Source organism: Candidatus Bathyarchaeota archaeon (genome assembly GCA_026014685.1).
In the GTDB taxonomy this organism is placed as follows: Archaea; Thermoproteota; Bathyarchaeia; order Bathyarchaeales; family Bathycorpusculaceae; genus Bathycorpusculum.
In genome coordinates this window covers 65,501-84,031 of the sequence record JAOZHW010000005.1, presented here as the reverse complement: position 1 = coordinate 84,031, position 18,531 = coordinate 65,501, and the positions used below count along the sequence as shown (strand labels likewise).

Annotated in this window: 19 protein-coding genes; 12 read left to right on the top strand and 7 right to left on the bottom strand. The window is 45.4% G+C overall.

The window, feature by feature from the left end; all coding sequences use genetic code 11:
- The first annotated feature begins 56 nt into the window (after positions 1–56).
- From NWE96_02805 to NWE96_02780, 6 genes are all read left to right on the top strand, one after another.
- The gene (locus tag NWE96_02805; GenBank protein MCW3982906.1) at positions 57–1,433 is read left to right on the top strand and encodes a glycosyltransferase family 39 protein; all 1,377 of its coding nucleotides are present in this window, start codon (positions 57–59) and stop codon (positions 1,431–1,433) included.
- 205 nt (positions 1,434–1,638) lie between these two features.
- Positions 1,639–1,977, top strand: a complete 339-nt coding sequence (locus tag NWE96_02800; protein ID MCW3982905.1) for a hypothetical protein — start codon at positions 1,639–1,641, stop codon at positions 1,975–1,977.
- 49 nt (positions 1,978–2,026) lie between these two features.
- Entirely contained in the window at positions 2,027–2,410 is a 384-nt protein-coding gene (locus tag NWE96_02795; GenBank protein MCW3982904.1) for a hypothetical protein, read from the top strand.
- Positions 2,411–2,490: 80 nt separating this feature from the next.
- Positions 2,491–3,255 (top strand): tryptophan-rich sensory protein, encoded by a 765-nt coding sequence (locus NWE96_02790; GenBank protein MCW3982903.1) that lies wholly within the window; start codon positions 2,491–2,493, stop codon positions 3,253–3,255.
- The gene (locus NWE96_02785; GenBank protein ID MCW3982902.1) at positions 3,256–3,786 is read left to right on the top strand and encodes a DUF6512 family protein; all 531 of its coding nucleotides are present in this window, start codon (positions 3,256–3,258) and stop codon (positions 3,784–3,786) included. It abuts the gene before it with no gap.
- A 48-nt stretch (positions 3,787–3,834) separates the two neighbouring features.
- Positions 3,835–4,215: a hypothetical protein gene (locus tag NWE96_02780; protein ID MCW3982901.1), complete on the top strand. Its 381-nt coding sequence runs from the start codon at positions 3,835–3,837 to the stop codon at positions 4,213–4,215.
- A 140-nt stretch (positions 4,216–4,355) separates the two neighbouring features.
- Here NWE96_02780 and NWE96_02775 read toward each other — a convergent pair whose 3' ends face one another.
- Together NWE96_02775 and NWE96_02770 are read right to left on the bottom strand one after the other, a co-directional pair.
- The gene (locus NWE96_02775) at positions 4,356–5,429 is read right to left on the bottom strand and encodes a nucleotidyltransferase domain-containing protein (GenBank protein MCW3982900.1); all 1,074 of its coding nucleotides are present in this window, start codon (positions 5,427–5,429) and stop codon (positions 4,356–4,358) included.
- Positions 5,417–6,457 carry a nucleotidyltransferase domain-containing protein gene (locus tag NWE96_02770; GenBank protein MCW3982899.1) on the bottom strand — a complete coding sequence of 347 codons (1,041 nt, stop codon included), beginning with the start codon at positions 6,455–6,457 and terminating at the stop codon, positions 5,417–5,419. Before NWE96_02770 ends, NWE96_02775 begins: the two co-directional genes overlap by 13 nt.
- Positions 6,458–6,694: 237 nt before the next feature.
- Here NWE96_02770 and NWE96_02765 point away from each other — a divergent pair, with 237 nt between their 5' ends.
- Positions 6,695–7,156 carry a hypothetical protein gene (locus NWE96_02765; GenBank protein ID MCW3982898.1) on the top strand — a complete coding sequence of 154 codons (462 nt, stop codon included), beginning with the start codon at positions 6,695–6,697 and terminating at the stop codon, positions 7,154–7,156.
- An 82-nt stretch (positions 7,157–7,238) separates the two neighbouring features.
- On the opposite strand, the gene NWE96_02760 is transcribed toward NWE96_02765, so the two are convergent.
- The 3 genes from NWE96_02760 to NWE96_02750 are packed head-to-tail and all read right to left on the bottom strand — an operon-like array spanning position 7,239 to position 9,942.
- Positions 7,239–8,120 carry a presenilin gene (locus tag NWE96_02760; GenBank protein ID MCW3982897.1) on the bottom strand — a complete coding sequence of 294 codons (882 nt, stop codon included), beginning with the start codon at positions 8,118–8,120 and terminating at the stop codon, positions 7,239–7,241.
- Positions 8,117–8,677, bottom strand: a complete 561-nt coding sequence (locus NWE96_02755; protein MCW3982896.1) for an archaemetzincin family Zn-dependent metalloprotease — start codon at positions 8,675–8,677, stop codon at positions 8,117–8,119. The genes NWE96_02760 and NWE96_02755 overlap by 4 nt, the downstream gene beginning before the upstream one ends.
- Before the next feature lie 8 nt (positions 8,678–8,685).
- Entirely contained in the window at positions 8,686–9,942 is a 1,257-nt protein-coding gene (locus tag NWE96_02750; protein MCW3982895.1) for an MBL fold metallo-hydrolase, read from the bottom strand.
- A 358-nt stretch (positions 9,943–10,300) separates the two neighbouring features.
- Between NWE96_02750 and NWE96_02745 the strand changes: the two genes are divergently transcribed.
- Entirely contained in the window at positions 10,301–10,483 is a 183-nt protein-coding gene (locus NWE96_02745) for a hypothetical protein (protein MCW3982894.1), read from the top strand.
- 54 nt (positions 10,484–10,537) lie between these two features.
- Here NWE96_02745 and NWE96_02740 read toward each other — a convergent pair whose 3' ends face one another.
- Both NWE96_02740 and NWE96_02735 read right to left on the bottom strand, forming a co-directional pair.
- On the bottom strand, positions 10,538–13,162 hold the full coding sequence (locus NWE96_02740) for a PQQ-binding-like beta-propeller repeat protein (protein MCW3982893.1): 2,625 nt from the start codon (positions 13,160–13,162) through the stop codon (positions 10,538–10,540).
- A 254-nt stretch (positions 13,163–13,416) separates the two neighbouring features.
- The gene (locus tag NWE96_02735; protein ID MCW3982892.1) at positions 13,417–13,842 is read right to left on the bottom strand and encodes a CBS domain-containing protein; all 426 of its coding nucleotides are present in this window, start codon (positions 13,840–13,842) and stop codon (positions 13,417–13,419) included.
- Between the two features lie 748 nt (positions 13,843–14,590).
- Between NWE96_02735 and NWE96_02730 the strand changes: the two genes are divergently transcribed.
- The 4 genes from NWE96_02730 to NWE96_02715 all read left to right on the top strand — a co-directional run bounded on the left by NWE96_02730 (position 14,591) and on the right by NWE96_02715 (position 18,488).
- Entirely contained in the window at positions 14,591–15,448 is an 858-nt protein-coding gene (locus NWE96_02730) for a hypothetical protein (protein MCW3982891.1), read from the top strand.
- A 276-nt stretch (positions 15,449–15,724) separates the two neighbouring features.
- Entirely contained in the window at positions 15,725–16,942 is a 1,218-nt protein-coding gene (locus NWE96_02725) for a tRNA (guanine(10)-N(2))-dimethyltransferase (protein ID MCW3982890.1), read from the top strand.
- A gap of 73 nt (positions 16,943–17,015) precedes the next feature.
- Entirely contained in the window at positions 17,016–17,822 is an 807-nt protein-coding gene (gene proC / locus NWE96_02720; protein ID MCW3982889.1) for a pyrroline-5-carboxylate reductase, read from the top strand.
- A 9-nt stretch (positions 17,823–17,831) separates the two neighbouring features.
- A complete protein-coding gene (locus tag NWE96_02715) occupies positions 17,832–18,488 on the top strand; it encodes an HAD family phosphatase (protein MCW3982888.1) in 657 nt (218 codons plus the stop codon).
- The last annotated feature ends 43 nt before the right edge of the window (positions 18,489–18,531 follow it).

Below are 18,531 nucleotides of genomic sequence, written 5' to 3'. Positions count from 1 at the left end.
AAAAGGGTAAAGACTTATGTTTACTAAATACAAAAGGCTGATTTGGAGGAACCGTTTTGGGAAACAGAGAAACTGCAACTCGCTCCTTTAAGCTTAAGCAGTTTCTAAGCCTTCACTATCCACTGTTTGCGGTTTTGATTGCATTTTTTATGGTTTCAATCTCCATTGGACCCTACACCAACGGGGACACCCAATGGGAAATGGACGCTGTAAAAGGAGTTTTAAACACGGGGTTGCCATACGCGAACGGGTACTTGATGGATCAGCCGCCAGTCGGGTTCTACCTCCAAGCCCTCTGGTTCACAGCGTTCGGTGTCTCAATCGCTAATGGCATTTTTTTGGTGACGCTGTTTGGTGTGGGTTGTGTGGCTTTAGTTTATGGTTTGGGCACTTTATTCTATGGTCGAACGGCAGGGTTTTTTGCTACTCTAATGTTTGCTTTTAGTCCATGGCACCTTATTCTGTCTCGAACGTTCCTAATTGACACGCAGTGTTTGTTTTTCAGTTTGCTAAGCATGTTCGTTGGTTTACTTGCCATTAAAAGAGGTTCTTTTAGGCTCTTTTTGCTATCTGCACTGGGTTTCGCAGTAGCCTTCAACACAAAACTGTATGCTGTGTTCTCTTTAATTCCAATTCTAATTTTCCTCTACCAAGCTAAACGCACGCAGCCAAAGAATTTCGCAATATGGCTTGCCGCCTTTGCGGTCCCCGTCTTAGTTTCATCAGTCATCTGGTACGAAATAATCACCGCCTCAGACTTATACGCCATCTTTTTACACACTGACTTCTCCGTGCCCATACCCGATTTAGCTAACCCGACACCGTTTTTTGCAACAAACTTTCTAGTCAGCTACGGATTAGGATGGTTCTTCCTTGACGCAGTAATCCTTTCAGTGGTTTTTTCGCTGTGGCAGAGGCAGCTTTTTCGGGACTTCAGGCTTTCTGATGCGACCTGCGTGGTAGTGATAGTGTGCGTTTTATGTGTCAACATATTTTTGGGGGCAATTTTAGATCTCAAAGCGCCCTTCTTAAACACCATCAAATACAGCTACCAAGCGCTACCTTTCTTCAGCCTTCTGGCGGCTGCAATAGTTACAAAAAGCTCCGCTTTGTTTAAAGCAAGCAGGTTAAGCATTGGATTAAAAAAACACCTTTTTGTTGGACTGACCGTTTTCGCGGTTAGCTTGGTGGCTGCAGCGATTTTTTACAACATGTACTTTGTGCATTTGTTCTCTACTTGGGAGTACTTGATTTTCAAAGTTGACCCAAACATCAACGTTGGCTATTCGCTTTTTAATTTTCAGGCGATCAGTGCTGATAGCCCTGCGATGTTTTTGCAGTATTTAGGGTTTGCACTCGCCTTATCGGGAGCACTCTGGGTAAGTCGAAACAAAATTATGTTGTCACTAAAGAAAATCCAGGTTGTTCTTTGAAAGTACATGTTTGATTTATAATCTGTTCGAGGGGTTGTGGTTACCAGTTTAGTACTTCTGCTGTATAAGCTGCACATTTTAGCGGTAGCCATTTTAAGCGTTAGTATCAAAAAAAACTCTAGATCTCGATTTAAAAAGCTTAGTTTAGGCTTATTTTTCTTCTAACGTTTTTGTCTATCAATGCAGTGTAGTTGGATTGTGTGGTATGATGGAAAGGGCAAAGCAGACAAAACGGGTTCTCAACGAATTAACAGATAGCTACGTGGAGCTCCACAAATCAATAAAGACCACCGCCCAAACAGCAGCCAAAACAAAGAAGCTTTGGCGAGAAGGCAACAAATCTAGGCTCATAAAAATCGGTGTAGCTTGTATTGTATTTCCTGATCCTTCGCCAGTTACCGAAATCATAGGGGCTGGCTTCTTGGTGGCAGGCGCAGTGCAAATGGGCATACAGAAAAGAACACTCTATGTCTGTGACCTAAAAAAGAACCTTGAAGGTATCCAAAGAGAACTAAGCGCTACCCAAATGAGTTTACGTACCTAACAAGTCTTATTTAGTTGATTTATCCATCCATACAAGGAAGCGATTAAGCATGCAAAACGACACAGAAACCAAAATCAAACAAGACATCCTAGCCGAAATTCAGACGCTTGAAGAAAACTACAAAATAATCTACGGTTTCATAGCTGGAACAGACTATGATCCCTCAACCATTGGAACAAGCATGCAAACCTTCAAAGACAGCCTCAGCCGCGCAAGCGCCTACGTCTTAGCACTCTACAACCTTAAAGGCAGAAGAGTCAACATACCTTGGGAATCACTTTTCACGAGCCTAGATTACGCTCTGGCCACACTTTCTACATCCGCGACCATTAAACAGCGAGATGCGGTACGAGCAATTCTGTCGATGTCGCAGGAACAGATGGGGCAGGTTTTGTCGTATTTTGCTGCGCTAAAAGAATCACTCAAATCATAACTCTTCTAAACGTAACCTTTTAATTCAGAAGCAGCCCTCCTTTCTATTAGGGTACTCAGGGCAACCGGGATGTTTTAAATATGAATATTCTTCGAGTAGGAAACATAATTGCATTAATCGTAACCTTGATAGTTAACGGCTTAGCAAGCACCACATTGCTCAACGGAAGAACAACAGCAGAGGTCTCTGACACCTACTTCACACTCATCACACCTGCTGGCTACGTTTTTAGCATCTGGGGCGTAATCTACATCCTACTCGCAGCCTTCGCCATCTACCAAGCCCTGCCCAGCCAAAAAGACAAAACCTACCAAAAACAAATCGGAGCCCTATTCATCCTAAGTAGCGTATTCAACTGTTTTTGGCTTTTCCTGTGGCAATACGACTACATCACACTTTCAGTGATTGTCATGTTTGCTCTACTTGCAACACTGATTACTATCTATACCCGTTTAGGTATAGGAAAAACCAAAGCGCCTTTAATGGAGCAACTACTAATCAGAACCCCGTTTAGTGTTTATTTAGGCTGGATAACGATTGCAACCATAGCAAACGTTTCAGCGGCTTTGGTTTCGCTAAATTGGGGTGGTTTAGGCTTAAGTGCAGATACTTGGGCCGTCGTGGTTCTTTTTGTCGCCTTGGTTGTAGCTTTAGCGGTTATCTTTACACGTCGCGATATTGCATATAGTTTAGTGATTATTTGGGCATTAACTGGAATAGCTGTAAACCAAAGCAGCTACCCAAACATCGTCCTTACAATTGAGGTTGCAATCGCAATCATAATTGTAGGCTTGATTGCTTCATTGATTGCTTCTCGACTTAGGCATCGGAGAAAGCAAATCTAAATGAAACGCAAGATTCTCCTCTACGAAATAGTCGGCATAGTATTCATCATTATGTTAGGAAGTTTGCTTCATTTTACCTATGAAATCTCAGGCGACAATGCGTTGGTGGGTGTTTTTTCTGCAGTGAACGAAAGCGTCTGGGAACACCTTAAACTGGCGTTTTGGCCCGCCATGCTATTTGCATTAATAGAGTTTGTTCCTTTGAAGCGTTTTGCGCAGAATTTTGTGTTGGCAAAAAACGTGAGTGTATATGTTATGGTTACTGTGATTCCAGCAATATTTTACAGCTACACCGCCATCACTGGTGAGAACTTATTAGCTGTAGACATAGGGTCTTTTTTGGCAGCTGTTGTTATTGGGCAACTAGTAAGCTACAAACTCTTAACCTATCGCACTCTAAGCGTTAAAGCTCAGTGGATTGCGTTATTCTTTGTGATTTTACTTGCCGTATTGTTCGTGGTGTTTACTTTTGTTCCACCACATCTTTCCATCTTTGAAGACCCAATCACTGGCAACTACGGAATATGCTGAGCATTTAAATAAAAACGGCTGCATCTAGAAACACACCAGTGAATCATCATGGCATACACACGCGACGAAAAAGAAAAACTAGAAGTTGATTATCCGCTGGAGAAGGTTTGGGCAGCGATCCCGCAGGCAGTTAAAGCCTTAGAGTGGACTATTCAAGAAAAAGATGACTCCACCCACAAGGCGAAGTTGAAGACTAAAGGCGGCTTCCTCTCTTATAGCACGATCATAGAGGTAGAGTTGGTGGCTGCGGAAGAAAAATCGCGCATGTTTTTAACCGCTGAGACACCTGTTACCACGATTACGTCGATGGTGGATTTTGGCAAGACAAGGGACCGCATAGAACAATTTATCGGCGTATTGGCGGGTGTCTTAAAAAAACCTGAAGGCAAGAAAAAGAAATCTGCCTCAAAAATGAGCACGGATTCTTAAATAACCTATCAAATGGTAACTTGATTCTTCTGTTCAAAGCAAACCACAGTTTTCTCGACACATTGTAACTTCTTTAAATAAGGGAGGGGAGGTAGCGGCAGAGACGTCGCGTGGTTTCAACATGAAAGAAAAAGTTCACGTTAATGTAGCGCTTTTAGAACCTGCTCGTAATAGCGTGGACAATAGGTAAGCGTCACCTGCAGAAAACTTCCTTTGGACGATGTCACTTCTTCAAGGTTCCCTTCAACAATGATTGTTTCGTCGCGTTGGACTTGCTGGCGGAACTCTTCCATGTAACTGAAAACTCGGACGACTTCGAGGGCTTCTGTGGGGCCACTGAGGACTTCTAAGGGTTCAATGCCGTAGACCGAGGGAATAAAGGGTCCATCATCGTCTGCTGTGACCCGTGCTCTTAGTTTCACCCAGCCTTTCTGCAGTATGCGTGCGTTTGGGTCGTATTCGTTTTTGATTTCGCTCCATGCTTTGACTGGTTCAAATTCCGCTTTTATGATTCTGCCACTGTGTTTGCGGTCGTCGAAGAGTCCATAGATGTATTTGCGGCGTTGATGCCAAACAAAATCCTCGACGGAAAAGTTTTGGAAGAGCCATCGCTTGCCCTTCATGGAGTCCTTTGAAGCAAATTCGTTTGTTAATCCAGAGGTTGGGTCAGCATACAATTCTGAGTTGACTTCGCGGATTTTGCGGTTTTCTTCTTTACCATAGATTGTGAAGTCTATGTCGCTGTATTTTGGGTGATGAAAACCATGTAACATGGAGCCAAAAACGCCGAAACTGCCGTTTGGTACTCCTGATTTGTTTGTTGCAACTTCAAGCACGCGCTCCATTGCTGCCAGTAGCGGGTCAGTCGCTCCTTTCTTCAGTAGTTCCTGCAATCGGGGCTGCGGTTGCCGTGCTTCAGCAATAAGCTCTTTTGGGACACCCACCAGTTTCAACCCAAGCATCTCATGATTAACAAGGTACTGCGGATACTTTTTAGCAACGAGTTTCATGCCTTCATCGTTGTAGAATTTGTAGAAAAGTTCACTTCGCCCTTCACGTGGTGCACGCGGATCAGCGGAACTAAAAATTTTGCTGCTGGCATATTCCGCGTCACAGAGATAGGCGTTGGCTGGGTGGCTGTAGCCGAAAACACGGAAAATTATTCCTTCTGCTCCTTGGATGGCGTCGCGGTCGCGTAGTTTTAGGTGGGCCATATGTATTCTTCTTCTGAAGTAGCTGTTCCAACGACAACTTGATAGAAGGCTGAATTGTCTCTTGTTGATTGAACTTTTTCTAAGGTGCCTGCAACCTTGATGCGCTGACCTGCTCGCGCGACGTTTCGGTAGCAACCGATGTTTGAGGTGACCTGTATAGGAATTTGTTCTAGCGGGAGTTCGGATTGGGGGTCTAGGGGTTGGTAGTTGCTGATTTTGTACACTGCGGGGCGATACATGGTTTCGGTATCGTCGCAAACTGTTGCAGAAAACCGTACGGGCGCCAATGCCGTGTAGGTGTAGTCGCCGTATTTGCCTTTGATTTCCTCGGGTTTCTTGGTGGCGTTGTACATCCAGATTTTGCCTTTGTATTTGCCGACGAAGTGGCGTGCGGCTTCTATGCGGTTGCCCGCGATGTAGCTGACTACGCCTTGGTTGGCGAGGATTTGGAGGGTTTGTTCGACGCGGCGAAAGTTTTCTGTGCCGTACACGACGAAGTCTATGTCTGATTCGGGGGCATGCATCTCCAACGCCGTCGAGCCATGCAGCCCTAAATCGTGGTAGGGAACACCTGACTCTTTATGGATCAGGTCGATTACTTCGAGGGCCATCTTCTGGAAATCATCGGGGTTTTTGAGGTTTTGAAGCCAGACCAAGCGGTCTTTTGGAACAAACACCTGCTCTATTCTGTCAAGCGGTGCAGTGATGAGTTCTTTGCCTCGTGTTTGGTCGTAGTAGAGGTAGTTTGGGAAGTTTTTGCGGAAAGCCTCAAGAAAAGTTTGGTAGTTTTTGGCCGTGTAGAGTTTCTCGGCCCGGAAAAGCTGACTGGTGAGTGGGTTTGAGCCGAATTTCCAGGTCCGCTGAAGCATTTCCACGTTAAATAGATCCTTGTATTTTGCAGGGATGTACTTTAAAAACGCAAAAACCCTGTCGTCGGGGTGCTCGTAGCCTAATGTATTCATGATAAAGCCGTCTACAGTGACGAATGTGTCGCCGTCGGCTGGAACCCAAACTTCTGCATCTTCCATAAACTCACAACGCGAAAATAAGATAGTCAAGGACTAAAAAAACTATTCCTAAGCAAAACTAACACCCTCGCATGAACGATCAACTCTGATTATTTCAAAAATTCTTTCTGAATGTAGACTATATCTTATGGATCTGTATTTTCGTACGACACATCACGTTTTTCCATGGAAAAAAGAAAATGCTTTTAAACAATCAAACGACGAATTGAGTATTAACACTCAATATATGTGATGGCTATGGATGTAAACAAAAACAAAAAAGCAATCCTTTCACTCACAGCATTAACTTTAACTGCAGTTTTGCTAGCCTCTACGACTTATGCCGCCATCTCTACCAGTCAAACACTCAATTCTTCTGGGTCTATTACGGTTTCTGCAAATTTGGGGGTTTATTCTGATAGTGCCTGCACGAATTCGATTTCCTCATTTAGTTGGGGCAGTTTAACACCTGGGGCTTCGACTACTAAAACTGTTTATATAAAGAACACTGGTAGCGGTGTTTCGCTTACCTTGAACATGACTTCCCTAAATTGGAGCCCAACCAATGCAAACGGTCCCATAACGGTTACATGGAACAAGGAAGGCACCACACTTGCACCTGGACAATCGACCCAAGCAACCCTGACCTTAACAGTCTCATCAAGCATCATTGATATCACAGACTTTAGCGTGCAAATATCCATCAAAGGCACCAGCTAATCTTATTTTTTCATTTAAACCTCAAACTTTTTTCGCAGTTACCGTGCGATTGGCCAAAATTTTTTGGTAGTTTATTGTTAGCTTAGAGTAGAAAGCCCACACCTAACCCTAAAGTCAGCCCTAAAAAGATAGGAAATGGTAACCCTGGAAAAAGCCCCTTCTTCTCCAGCATGTAAAAAGTTATTACAGACCCTGCCACGATTCCGATAATGGAAGCAAAAACTGGCAGAAAACTAGTGGGGAATCCAAAGATCATGGCGCCTGTGAGCATCGAGTAGAAGACTAAATCGCCCAATCCCATCTGGATATCTTTGAACGAGAAGCTTAACCCCTGCAGTTGATCTAAACCTGACTGGGCAATTTTACCCACAGGACCCCTGTAAACAGCGAAAATGTCATAAACCGCCAAGAAAACTAAAATCAACACCGCACTCCAAAGTGAAATTCCTGCAATGTTGTAGCCAAAAAACATACCTAAGGCGCCACCGACAAGAATCACTGCGACGTTGCGAGCGGTACTTCCGAAACGGAATATCGCCAAATCAAAGAGCACCGTAAAAGCTACGACGAGAGGAAGGATTATTAGCCAATCCGCTAAGAAGGGCAAATATGCAGTTAATGCAGTGAGGTACACCAGCGAGAGTAGCATCGCTGCCGTGGTTAATGCGAGGACGATTAGCCCTTTTATTATGCGTTTGTTTTTGCGTTTAAGCAGTATGTAGAACACTGTGGCGCTTATGGCTATGAGCCCGACAAAGTAGAAGGCGTTGCCCCAATCTGCACCAGGAGTGTCTTGTGGAATTGGCGTCACCGGAACAACGGGGGTTGATTGCGGGAGAAGAACAAGCGAGCATGCTAAGCCGAAGAGCATACTTGCTAAGACCGGAAGGAGGTAGATGACTTCGAATTTGAAGGTGTCTACCGATGTGTTTTTGGTTTCTTCTGTAGTGGTTGGTTGTGTCATGGCTGTCGGTCCATTCGGTTTATGGCCAGTGATGCTGTTAGATAGCATTGGTCGCACAATAAGGTTTGTTTTTTGTCCACGTCAAAAATGGAATTAGAAAAACGCATGACACAGTAGGCATGGGTGCAGTGCTGTAAACCTAGTGTGTGTCCCAATTCGTGTACGGCTTCTTTTAGTATCCGCAATTTGAATGCTCCTGAATCAGGTTCTTCTCCGTAGAATTCAGGCTTGAGCCGACAAAGAGAAATCAACCCTGCGGGGCCGGAAAGGTATGCTTCGCCAAAAACATAGTTCAGCCCTGAAGCATAAACGTCGACGTCGACTATACCTAAAACTCGATGGAACTCTTTCTGGTTAAAAGTAAAATTTTGGATGTCTGCTAAAATAACTGTTGAGTTGCACTGGTTACGTTTTTTGTTAAGTGCTTCTTCTGGAACCGCTAAAAAATCTTTTACCACTTTGCAGGTTGAATCTGGAAAAACCTCAACTAAACCTCTAGAAACCTCACTTAACAAGTTAGGCGAGATTTGTCCAATTCCCAAAATACCTATCTTCAAAATTTCACCTAAACAGTATAGGTTTCCCCAGTACGCGGTGCAACTGCATCCAACCCCAACTCAGTTTTTGCCCAGTTGGCGAAGAGTTCACAATTGCCTTCTGCGCCATGAACGGCGTAAACTTTTGGTTTTCCGCCAAGTTTAGTTAAGGCTTGTTTTAGTTTGCTGGCGCCGCAGTGGCTACTGAAGTCGAAGTGGCGGTATGCTGCTTTGATTTTTCTGATTTTTCCATCAATAGTGCAGACGCCTTTTTCCATGAGTTCACGTCCAGGTGTACCTGGGATTTGGTAACTGACAAGGTAAACAGCGTTTATGGCTTTCTTACCAAGTTTAGAGAGATAGAAGGCTGCTGGTCCGCCTTTGAGCATGCCTGCGGTTGAGATTATAACGCAGGGGGTTTTGAGGGCTTTTCTTCGGTCTCTCCACCCGTCTATCCAATCGCAACTGTGCATGGCGTTCATGAAGAGGCGGGGGTCTTTGAGGAATTCTTTGTAGTTCATTACGACTCTGCTGGCTTCTCTTGCCATGCCATCTAACACGATGGGGTGTTCGAAGTGGCTTGCAGCAAGTACACAGGCGATTTCTTGAGCGCGTCCAACACCGAAGCTTGGTACAAGCACGGTACCGCCGACTTCAACGACTGCGTTGCATGCTTCTACGAATTGGCGCTCAAGATCAGGTCGCGGTGTGTGGTCAGCGTCGGCGTATGTACTTTCGATTGCAACTGCGTCTAAGTCGCCGTAATCCATCGACGCGCCTGAAAGGAGTTTGCTTTCTTCAGTGTTGAAGTCCCCCGTGTATAGGAAGCGTTTACCTTCTGCCTCGATGAGTACTGATGCGCTGCCAGGTGTGTGCCCCGCGTTTAAGAGAGTTATTTTCATGTCGCCGACGGTTTGTGCTTCGCCGAATTCTAGGTGGTGGTTGTTGCGCATCATGGTTTTAAGCTCAAGGTACTCAAACGGGAGATAGTAACTGGAGAGGTGGATGAAGTCTTGGATGAGCAGTTGTGAAAGCTCCAAATTTAGCTTGTTAGTGTAGAGCGGGATTTGGTCATTTATGTAAAAAATTGGCAGTGCACCAGAGTGGTCCAGGTGACTGTGAGTTAGAATGAGAGCGTCCACATCTTTGGGTGGCACATGCATCGGAAAACCAGGTTCGTTGTCAAGCATTACCCCATAATCGATAACGACCTGTGTTTTTGCGGTTTTTACGCTTATTCCGATTCTGCCTACTTCTCTTGCGCCGCCTAAAAACTTGACTTGCAACAAAACCAATCCTGCGCTGATTTTTGTCGATTAAAAAGGAATCTTTTGTGTTTTAAAAACCTTGGGGGAAAACCCTGATGTGTGCCTCTGTGGTGACTAACTCATCTTATTTAAAGTCGCAAACGAAAACGTATCCTCAATAGCTGGAGGTACATTTCTACTTTGCCGCTACCTCGCCGCCCTTATTTATAGAATATACAATTCACTTTCATGTGGTTCTGCAGTGACTCTGAGACATCTAATTCGTGGCGTCTGTGGATTTGTTGTCGGTGGCGAAATAAAAGCTATAAACAATTAGCGTTTTCTAATCATTTTAGTGATAGAAACGAAACCCTTGTCGAGAAATCAGCAGCTAATTTTGAAATATCTAGAAATAAAACCTGAAATGACAACCAAAGAACTAGCTGAAACCATCTTCGGCAGAATAGTAGAGTACCAATCACATGAATATTCTTCGGTTAGTCGGAGTTTACGGTCGCTTGAGCGGCGAGGTCTGGTTAAGAGGGTTCAGGTACAACTCAGATGGCGCCTAAAACAGTAAAAAAAAACTTTAGCATCCAAAAAAAGAAAAAATAGGGAGAGTTTTTTTCTCAGTTTATGGTCGTTTACGTATCATTAATGCCAGTACTGCGCCTATCACGATTATGACGATGAATAAGCCAACGGACACGGGGATGAAGTACATTTCAGCTAATGTTTGTGGTGCAGCTGTTGGTTGAGGTGTTGGACCTGCTGGTGTGTCAAATGCCACTGTAGTTTGAGCGGCTGAGCTAAAGTAGGAGTTTGATCCGCCGAAGGACGCAGTTATTGTATATACCCCTGGAACATCAGGGGTGAATATGTAAGAGTATTTTCCGTTCGTATCGGTTGTGGTTGTTCCCATCACGTAGTAATTGTTGTTTGGGTCAACGTATGAAAGCGTAACTGGAACACCTGTAGCGTTTGTCGGTTTAGGTGACTGCATGTAGAGGTACTCCATCCATCTGGCCATGGAGTCGTCAGAGATTGCGGGTGTACCTGCAGCAGGTATGCCTAGACATGTTTGTCCTGGAGACTGATCAGTTACTGTTCCAGTAATCATGATTTTTGCGTTGTTGTTAATGACTGGCGCCGTTTCAACGGTTGTTTCTGTTTGTCCTCTGCCAAAGCAATAGATTGAGTTATCATACGCGTTGAAGGATAGCATGTAGCCGTAGACGACGGGCAGGCTTGAGCCGCTGGCAAAGTTGAGTATGTCCCAAAGTTTTTCGCCTGTTGTTGCGTTAAGGGCATAGATTTTTGCGCCACTGAATAATGGTGGGCCATAGTCGTGTCCTGTTTCAACGTATAGGACGCCATCTGCCACTGTGGCTTCATAGTTGCCGATGATCCAAAGAGGGTTAACGCCATATGGTGTGTCGGCTGTTTCCCCTGTACTCCAGTTCCAAACTTTCTTGCCGTTAGTCATGTCAAAGCAGTAGACTTCTCCTCCGAAAGTCCATGTGTAGAGTTTTCCGTAAGCGCACACTGCACTGGTTTGGTCATAGTATGCGAGAGGGTTAACCATTGGTTCTGTTGGTCCCCAAACTTTTTCGCCTGTCTTTGTACTGAATCCGTCAAAAGTAAAGGTCTCCTTGGTGTATCTTGCAAATGTTCCGTTTGAAGCTCCTGGCATAACCATGGTTGCTGCGAAAGCTGTGTTTGTTATGTTTTTGATCCATTGTTGCTGGCCGTTGTCCATATCGATTGCAACATGCATTACCCATCCTGGGTTCCAGCCATATGATGCATACATGCCCGTGCTGGTAGTCAATATAATCATGTTGGAGTCTGGATCCCAAACTGTGTGACCTGCACCGTTAAGTATCCAGTTGGGAATTGCATCACCGTTTGCTGTTTGGTTCGGTAGTAGCGTTGACCACATTATGCCGTCGTTATATTGGTAGTTGCCGTTCTGTTGCCAGTTAAAGAATTGACTGTTGGCTTTGTTTGTGCATTGGCTTGAGTTCCATAGGTTCAGGTATTGTCTACTCTTTCCGCCGTACGTAGCGGTGCTTAGATATAGTTGGAGTAGGCTGCCGTCTTCGCCCATGAACTCCTGCCTACCAAATGAGCCGCTGCCGCCTCCGCCTTGGATGCTGTAGCAGTAGTTGCCTGTTGCTGCATCAAATACATCTAGATAGGTTACTCCTGCTGTGGTTCTGGTTGCCCAGAGGTATGCTTGGCCGCCGTAAGTGTTCATGGTTTTGTATATGTAAATCTGTCCGCAAAGCAGTATGTCCTGAGATCCATTCGAGAAATAGTTGGCGTAGTTCTTTGTCCAAAGAGTTTTGCCCGTTCTTAAGTCAACGGCTGTGAAACCTTGATCGAGCGAGTTATAGTTTGGTTTGAGGTTGTAGTATAGTATTCCGTTCATTATGATTGGGGCGAATTTAGGTTGGTATTGGAAGCCTGAGTAGTAGTTGGTTTCTGCGTTGCCTATGCCGCCGAATTCTCCGCCGAGTTGACCGCCGACGTTGGAGCCTGGAACAACGGTGTCTTTCCAGACGATGTGAGGGGCTAAGACTGCTTTGGTGTAGGGATTGAAACATCCTGCAAACGTGTAGCCACCTGTGTTTGCAAATTCAACATCTCCAAGTCCCCACCAGTTACCGGCAAATTCTGCCCACCAATGATTGAACGCTTGTACAGGGTGTTGCCAGTAGTCTGATGGAAAAGGATTCTCGGGAATTGTAGTGTATGGTTCATTTACAACTTCGAATGAGACAAGCGCGCTTTCGGCTGCACCGTATACGTCACCTATGGATGCACTGTTGCTGTTGTTGAATCCTGGATTTCCTTGTGCGCCAGTCATGACTTCACCTGGGAAGGTCATTTTCGCTGTGTAGGTGCCTAATTGGGTGGGGGTGTAGACTGCCGTGTAGCCGCCTGCGTCGTCGGACATGAATGGACCTAAGGTTTCTTTACTGCCGTCTGGTCTGGTGATTTCAATTTTCATGTTAATCCATCTATCGCCTAAGATTCCGCTTGCGGTTGGCGGGGGTTTGTCGATCCACATGACCATCAAAGCGTTTTGACCGAGGCCGACTGTGTCTGGGACTACTTGCAGGTAGGCCCAAACTGGGATGGTGACTCCTGGGAATAGTGCTGATTTTACGAGGGGGATTGAGGTTGTTGTCATCATTGAGAATATGAATAAAATTGTTGTTGTGATAAGAGCGATTTTTCTTATCTTTTTCATTTTCTTTTCTCCTTGTTATTCGACAAAAACAGTGCTTGGCTGTTCTTGCCAAACGATTCACTGGTATCGAGTGTTTGGTTATAAATAACTTGCTAAAAAGTTCAAGTCTTCAACTTTTTTTTAATCAGTGTTGGCATATCAATTAAAATTATGTCACAAAATTGTGGTAATTTGTAATTCAAGTTTTCAAAAAACACGGAATTACTGAGACCTGCTTATCTTTGAACAAGCTTTGAACAAATTTCGTGATACTATTAAAGCTTCACGTTTGCTTCCCTATTTTGTGCTTCCCTATTTTGTCGAATAAAATTCGCCAAAAGACATCGGCGCTCAGTAACTAACCCATAGATGTTTTTGTCCTTAACCACAATGAGCCGTCTTATGTTGTTGTCTTGCATGATTTTGAGGGCATCTTGAATCGTTCGGTCATAATCTACAGTGATAACAGGCGAAGTCATAATATCCTGAGCAACAATGCCGTAGAGGTCCTTTTTCCCCAGCGCCACCCTTTCGATGATGTCTTTTTCGGTCACGATGCCTAAAACTTCAAAATCACGCGTAATCACCACAGCCCCAATGTTTTGTTTAGCCATAATCGAGGCGATCTTCTCCACTGGTGTAGCGATGTCAACTGATGGAACAGGTATACGGGCTATTAACCCAACAATCTGACTAGACATCTCAAGACTCCCAACTGAATAATATTGTCTAAGAGCCTAATTAGGGTACTTGAAGCTACAAACGGCGGGGGTTAGGCATGCTTTTGTGGCGTTAGCTAGATATTCAAGTCAAACCTGAACCGTTCCGTTTAAGGTTTGATGGGTAGAAGCTGAATATGACCTGTAGTTTTCTTTCACCACAGAGGCTATACTTCTACTCTTTAACACAATAAACTGTTTTTAGCCATTAAAAGTTGGAATGAAGGTTTGTAGTCGTGCATTAGGTGGTTGGATACACGCTTGGCAAACCTTCACTACTACAGGGGAACACGACACGACTACAACCCCCCACTGATTAATTAGAAATAGTATTTTTGAATAAGAATGTTGGTTAGTAATGATACAGACGCTTTTTTCATAAAAATTCACTATTACAGAATAAAACGCCCTATTTACCGCTATTTATGGAGTTTTTAAACAATCTTGGGACTGCGCAGACAAAAAGACTGCTCTTGTCATTACAAATAGGTGGGCTCTTGTAGTAGCAAATCATCTGCATAGCTTCAAGGCAAACCTGAAACCTTTCATTAATGCTACGTCGCACTCAAGATCCACGTCATCCTTGCGTCTGCGGGGCCAGACTCGTCATCGCCCACCCACCCAAAAAACAGCCCCTAGAACCTTTAAACATTCAGGTAGACTGCTAAAGTTTGGTTAAAGTTTAAAGGGTGCCAAACTATCTAAATCTAAAAAATAATTGAGTGAGCATATGCCGTTTTGCCGAAAATGCGGACGCCGACTCGTCGAGTACAGTGAAAGCTGCCCTGACTGCGGAACCTCAACTACAGCACCCATAATTAACGTCAAGAAGGCTCCAGGGTCAGGTCTCAACTTCAAAGCTGCCGCCCCATCAAAAAAGATCGCTAAAGCCATGATCCCAGAGAACACCATTGTAACAGTGAAAACCATACCCCCAACTCAATCGCCTCAGAAAGTCAAGCCTCAGAGTGAAATAGTCAAAATCACCATACTCAATGCGCAAGCTAACGTCCAAACTCCACCCAAAAAAGCAGCAACAAACGCCCAACCAAAGGTCGCCGCTCCCTCAAGAGTGGTTGCTCCAACAAAACAGCCTGCGCCATCCAAACCCGTTCTCTCGGCAAAGCACATAGTCAAACCTAAAAGGGCTGCGCCACAGAAGCCCCCTGCCCCATTTTCATTCACCAACGCTCGACCAGTGGCTACATTCACAGCGGTGCAACAAAAACCTGTAGCTACACCTAGACCCGTTCCATTCGTTCAACCAAAACCAACCCCAAAACCCGTCCCCGTTGCCGTTCCAGCCAAACCTGCCCTGCCACCCAAACCCATAACCCCCGCCCCCGTCTACCCACCACACGAAATCATCAAAACCAAAGTATCCCTAAAAGAAGACATACTCGCCAACCCCCAAGACTACGAAACACAGACCTTCGATTTTGACCTCGAATGCAGCCATAACCATTTTTGGCCCGAAGGAAGCGCTCTGCCCGTGTCGAAAGGAAAAGCATACTGCCTACAGTGTGGCGAACGGTTAAGGAAACCTAAACCTAAAAAACGCCACAGACATCGAAGATATTTCACCTAGCGCCTATCACGCACGTCTTGATTTTGCTCAAGAACCGCTCCTGAAACTTGGATTTTGGGGGATGTGGGCTTGGCAGACGGGCTTTGGGGTGTCGCTTGTAGTTTTCGGTTTTATGTAGGGCTTATCCCGCGATTCTCTCTGTTGACACGCTCTTTTTATTTAGAGGGGCAAAGTTTAGTTGAACCTCCAGTTAGAGCAAATGCTGGTAAGTCTGCTTAGAATCGAATGTTTTTAAGGAAAATCGTTCAAATTCATAGGTACCTTTGAGGCGCAAGCATGAACGAAAAAACGGGTTACGTCGCTGATTTCCCCAGCGAAATCATACATGAAGGCAAAGTCCAAGTCTTAGTGCCCAACCTCAAAGCATACGGGGTAGTGCCCAGCGATTATGCGCCCTCCAAAGCACCCGTTTTCTACAACCCCGTGATGGAGTTTAACCGTGACCTCTCGGTTTTGGTTTTCCGTGCTTACCAGCACATGGTTAACCATGAAGTCAGCATCTGTGAGCCTCTGACCAGTCAGGGCATCCGCGGTATCCGATACGCCATAGAAGTAGACAAAGTATTCCAAGTTATGGCCAGCGACATCAACCATCACGCCTACGAACTAGCCAAACACAACATCGAACTCAACAACGTCCAAAACAAAATCATCCTCAAATATGGCGACGCAAACCGCCTACTAAGCAGCAACGCTTCCCCCAAGAAGCGCTTCGACATAATCGACATCGACCCCTTCGGCACACCAGTCCCCTACTTGGATTCAGCGTTCCGCGCACTAAAAAACAAGGGCTTGATTGCTGCTACTGCGACGGATTTGGCTCCACTGTGTGGGGTGCATGCAAAAGCTTGCCTGCGAAAATACGGCGGTAAACCCCTGCGCGCTGAGTACTGTCACGAGTTGGCGGTGCGGCTTTTGGCTGGTTGCATGGCAAAAATCGCTGCGCAACATGACATCGGCATCCAGTTCATGTTCAGTCACAGCACCGACCACTACATTCGGGTTTATGCTCAAATCGGCTACGGTGCAAAAAAAGCCGATGACAGCCTCAAAAGTGTCGGTTACATCATGCACTGCTTCAGTTGCATGCATAGAGAAATCACTTATCAACCCTTCGGTTGCCCCACTTGCAATGAATGCGGCGCGAAAATGGATTACGCGGGACCTCTTTGGACTGGTTCCATTGCAGATCAAGGTTTCGTTGAGCAGATTTTAGCAGAAAACCAATCTATTGCATTTAGAAACAACGCCAAAATCAGCAAACTCCTCACTCAAATCAAAAACGAAGCAAAAGCCCCCGCCACATACTACGTAATTGACAAACTCAGCAAAAAACTCAACCTCCCCGCCCCCTCAAATCAAGTGTTCTTGTGGGCGCTTCAAAAAGCTGGTTTTCAGGCGATGCCGACGCATTTTAATACCAGAGGCATAAAAACCGACGCCTCAGCCCTCGCAATGCAGAAAATACTAAGAGAAACCGTGTCAGCCAACTAACCATTATGCTTTTTCGGTAACAAAAGTTAAAAAGCAAAAACAGGTGCATCTAGCAGTATAGCAGTGAACTAACATGAATGACAAGATCGCAGTTTTAGGCGCGGGCATGATGGGTAGCGCCATAATCAAAAGCCTCCTTAAAGGCAACTATGAAGGTAAGATTACTGCAGTGGATATCGCCCCCGAGAAACTATCTGAACTAGAAAAGTTAGGTGTAGCGGTAACTGCTGACAGCAACAAAGCTGCCGCTGAGGCTAACATCATAATTGTGGCTGTGAAACCAGGTGACGTAGAGCGAGTCCTAAGAGGCGTAAGCAAGGAAATCAGGAACAAAATTTTGATTTCAGTCGCCGCTACGGTGCCCCTCAAGTTTCTGCAGCGCAATGCGCCTGATTCGCGGATTGTGCGGATTATGCCCAATTTAGGCGCTATGGTGCAGGCATCTTACACTGCTTACTGCTGCGAATACAACGTGACCGCTGAGGATAAAGTGAAGGTTAAGACGCTACTCAACATGATGGGCATCTGTGACGAAATGGAGGAGAAGTACCTTGACGCGATCACAGCTGTTAGCGGTAGCGGACCTGGATATTTGAGTATAATCATCGAAGCCTTAGCATACGCGGGACTCAAGGTCGGGTTGCCACGCAACGTTGCCCTAAACGCCGCAGCCCAAACGGTCATGGGCACAGGCAAACTCGTCGTTGAACTCAAAGAAGACCCATCCAAAATCAGAGACATGACCACCACACCCGGCGGAACCACCATCGAAGCGATCTACCAAATCGAACAAAGCCAAATCCGACCCGCCATGATCCGCGCCATAGAAGAAGCTACCAAAAAAAGCCAAATCATCCGAGAAAAACTCAACATCACATAGCGAAAAGCGATGTTTGAAGCTGCAATCTTTGACTGGGATGGCACATTGGCAGATAGCCGCCACGCCATCGTGGTTTCTTTTCATAGAGCTTTAGCGGAGACAGGCATAGCAGTCACCACAGAATACATTGAGCGGCGAATAGGCATCGGCGCCTCAGACACCTTCCGTGAGCTTTTGCGAGAAAACAATCGACCAATTGACGAGGACGTGGTGAAGCGGCTTGTGCAAAAGAAAAGCGAGATTCAAATCGAATTGGCTGGAGAAGTGAAACTGTTTACGGGCGTCCGCGAATTGCTTGAGGCATTACAGGGCAAAGTTAAAGTTGGGTTAGCCTCGATGAATAACCGCAATGTTATCAGTCATCTGCTCCAAACAACTGATCTCCAAGGGTGCTTTCAAGAGGTTTTAACCGTCGAACAAGTTACGCGTTCGAAGCCTGACCCAGAAATTTTCCTAAAAACCGCCCAAGCCCTAAACGCTGCACCCCAGCGATGTGTGGTTTTTGAGGATTCGATTTTCGGAGTTAAGGCAGCAAAGGCGGCGGGTATGGCGTGTGTCGCAACCACGACTGGAGTGTACGGTAAAGATGAACTCGCAGCAGCGGAGCCTGACTTAATCGTGGAAACACTAAGCGACCCAAAAATTTTGCCATTTGTTCTTGGATAATCTATTGTGGTTGTGGCTACGCAGTCACATAGCTTTAAACAAT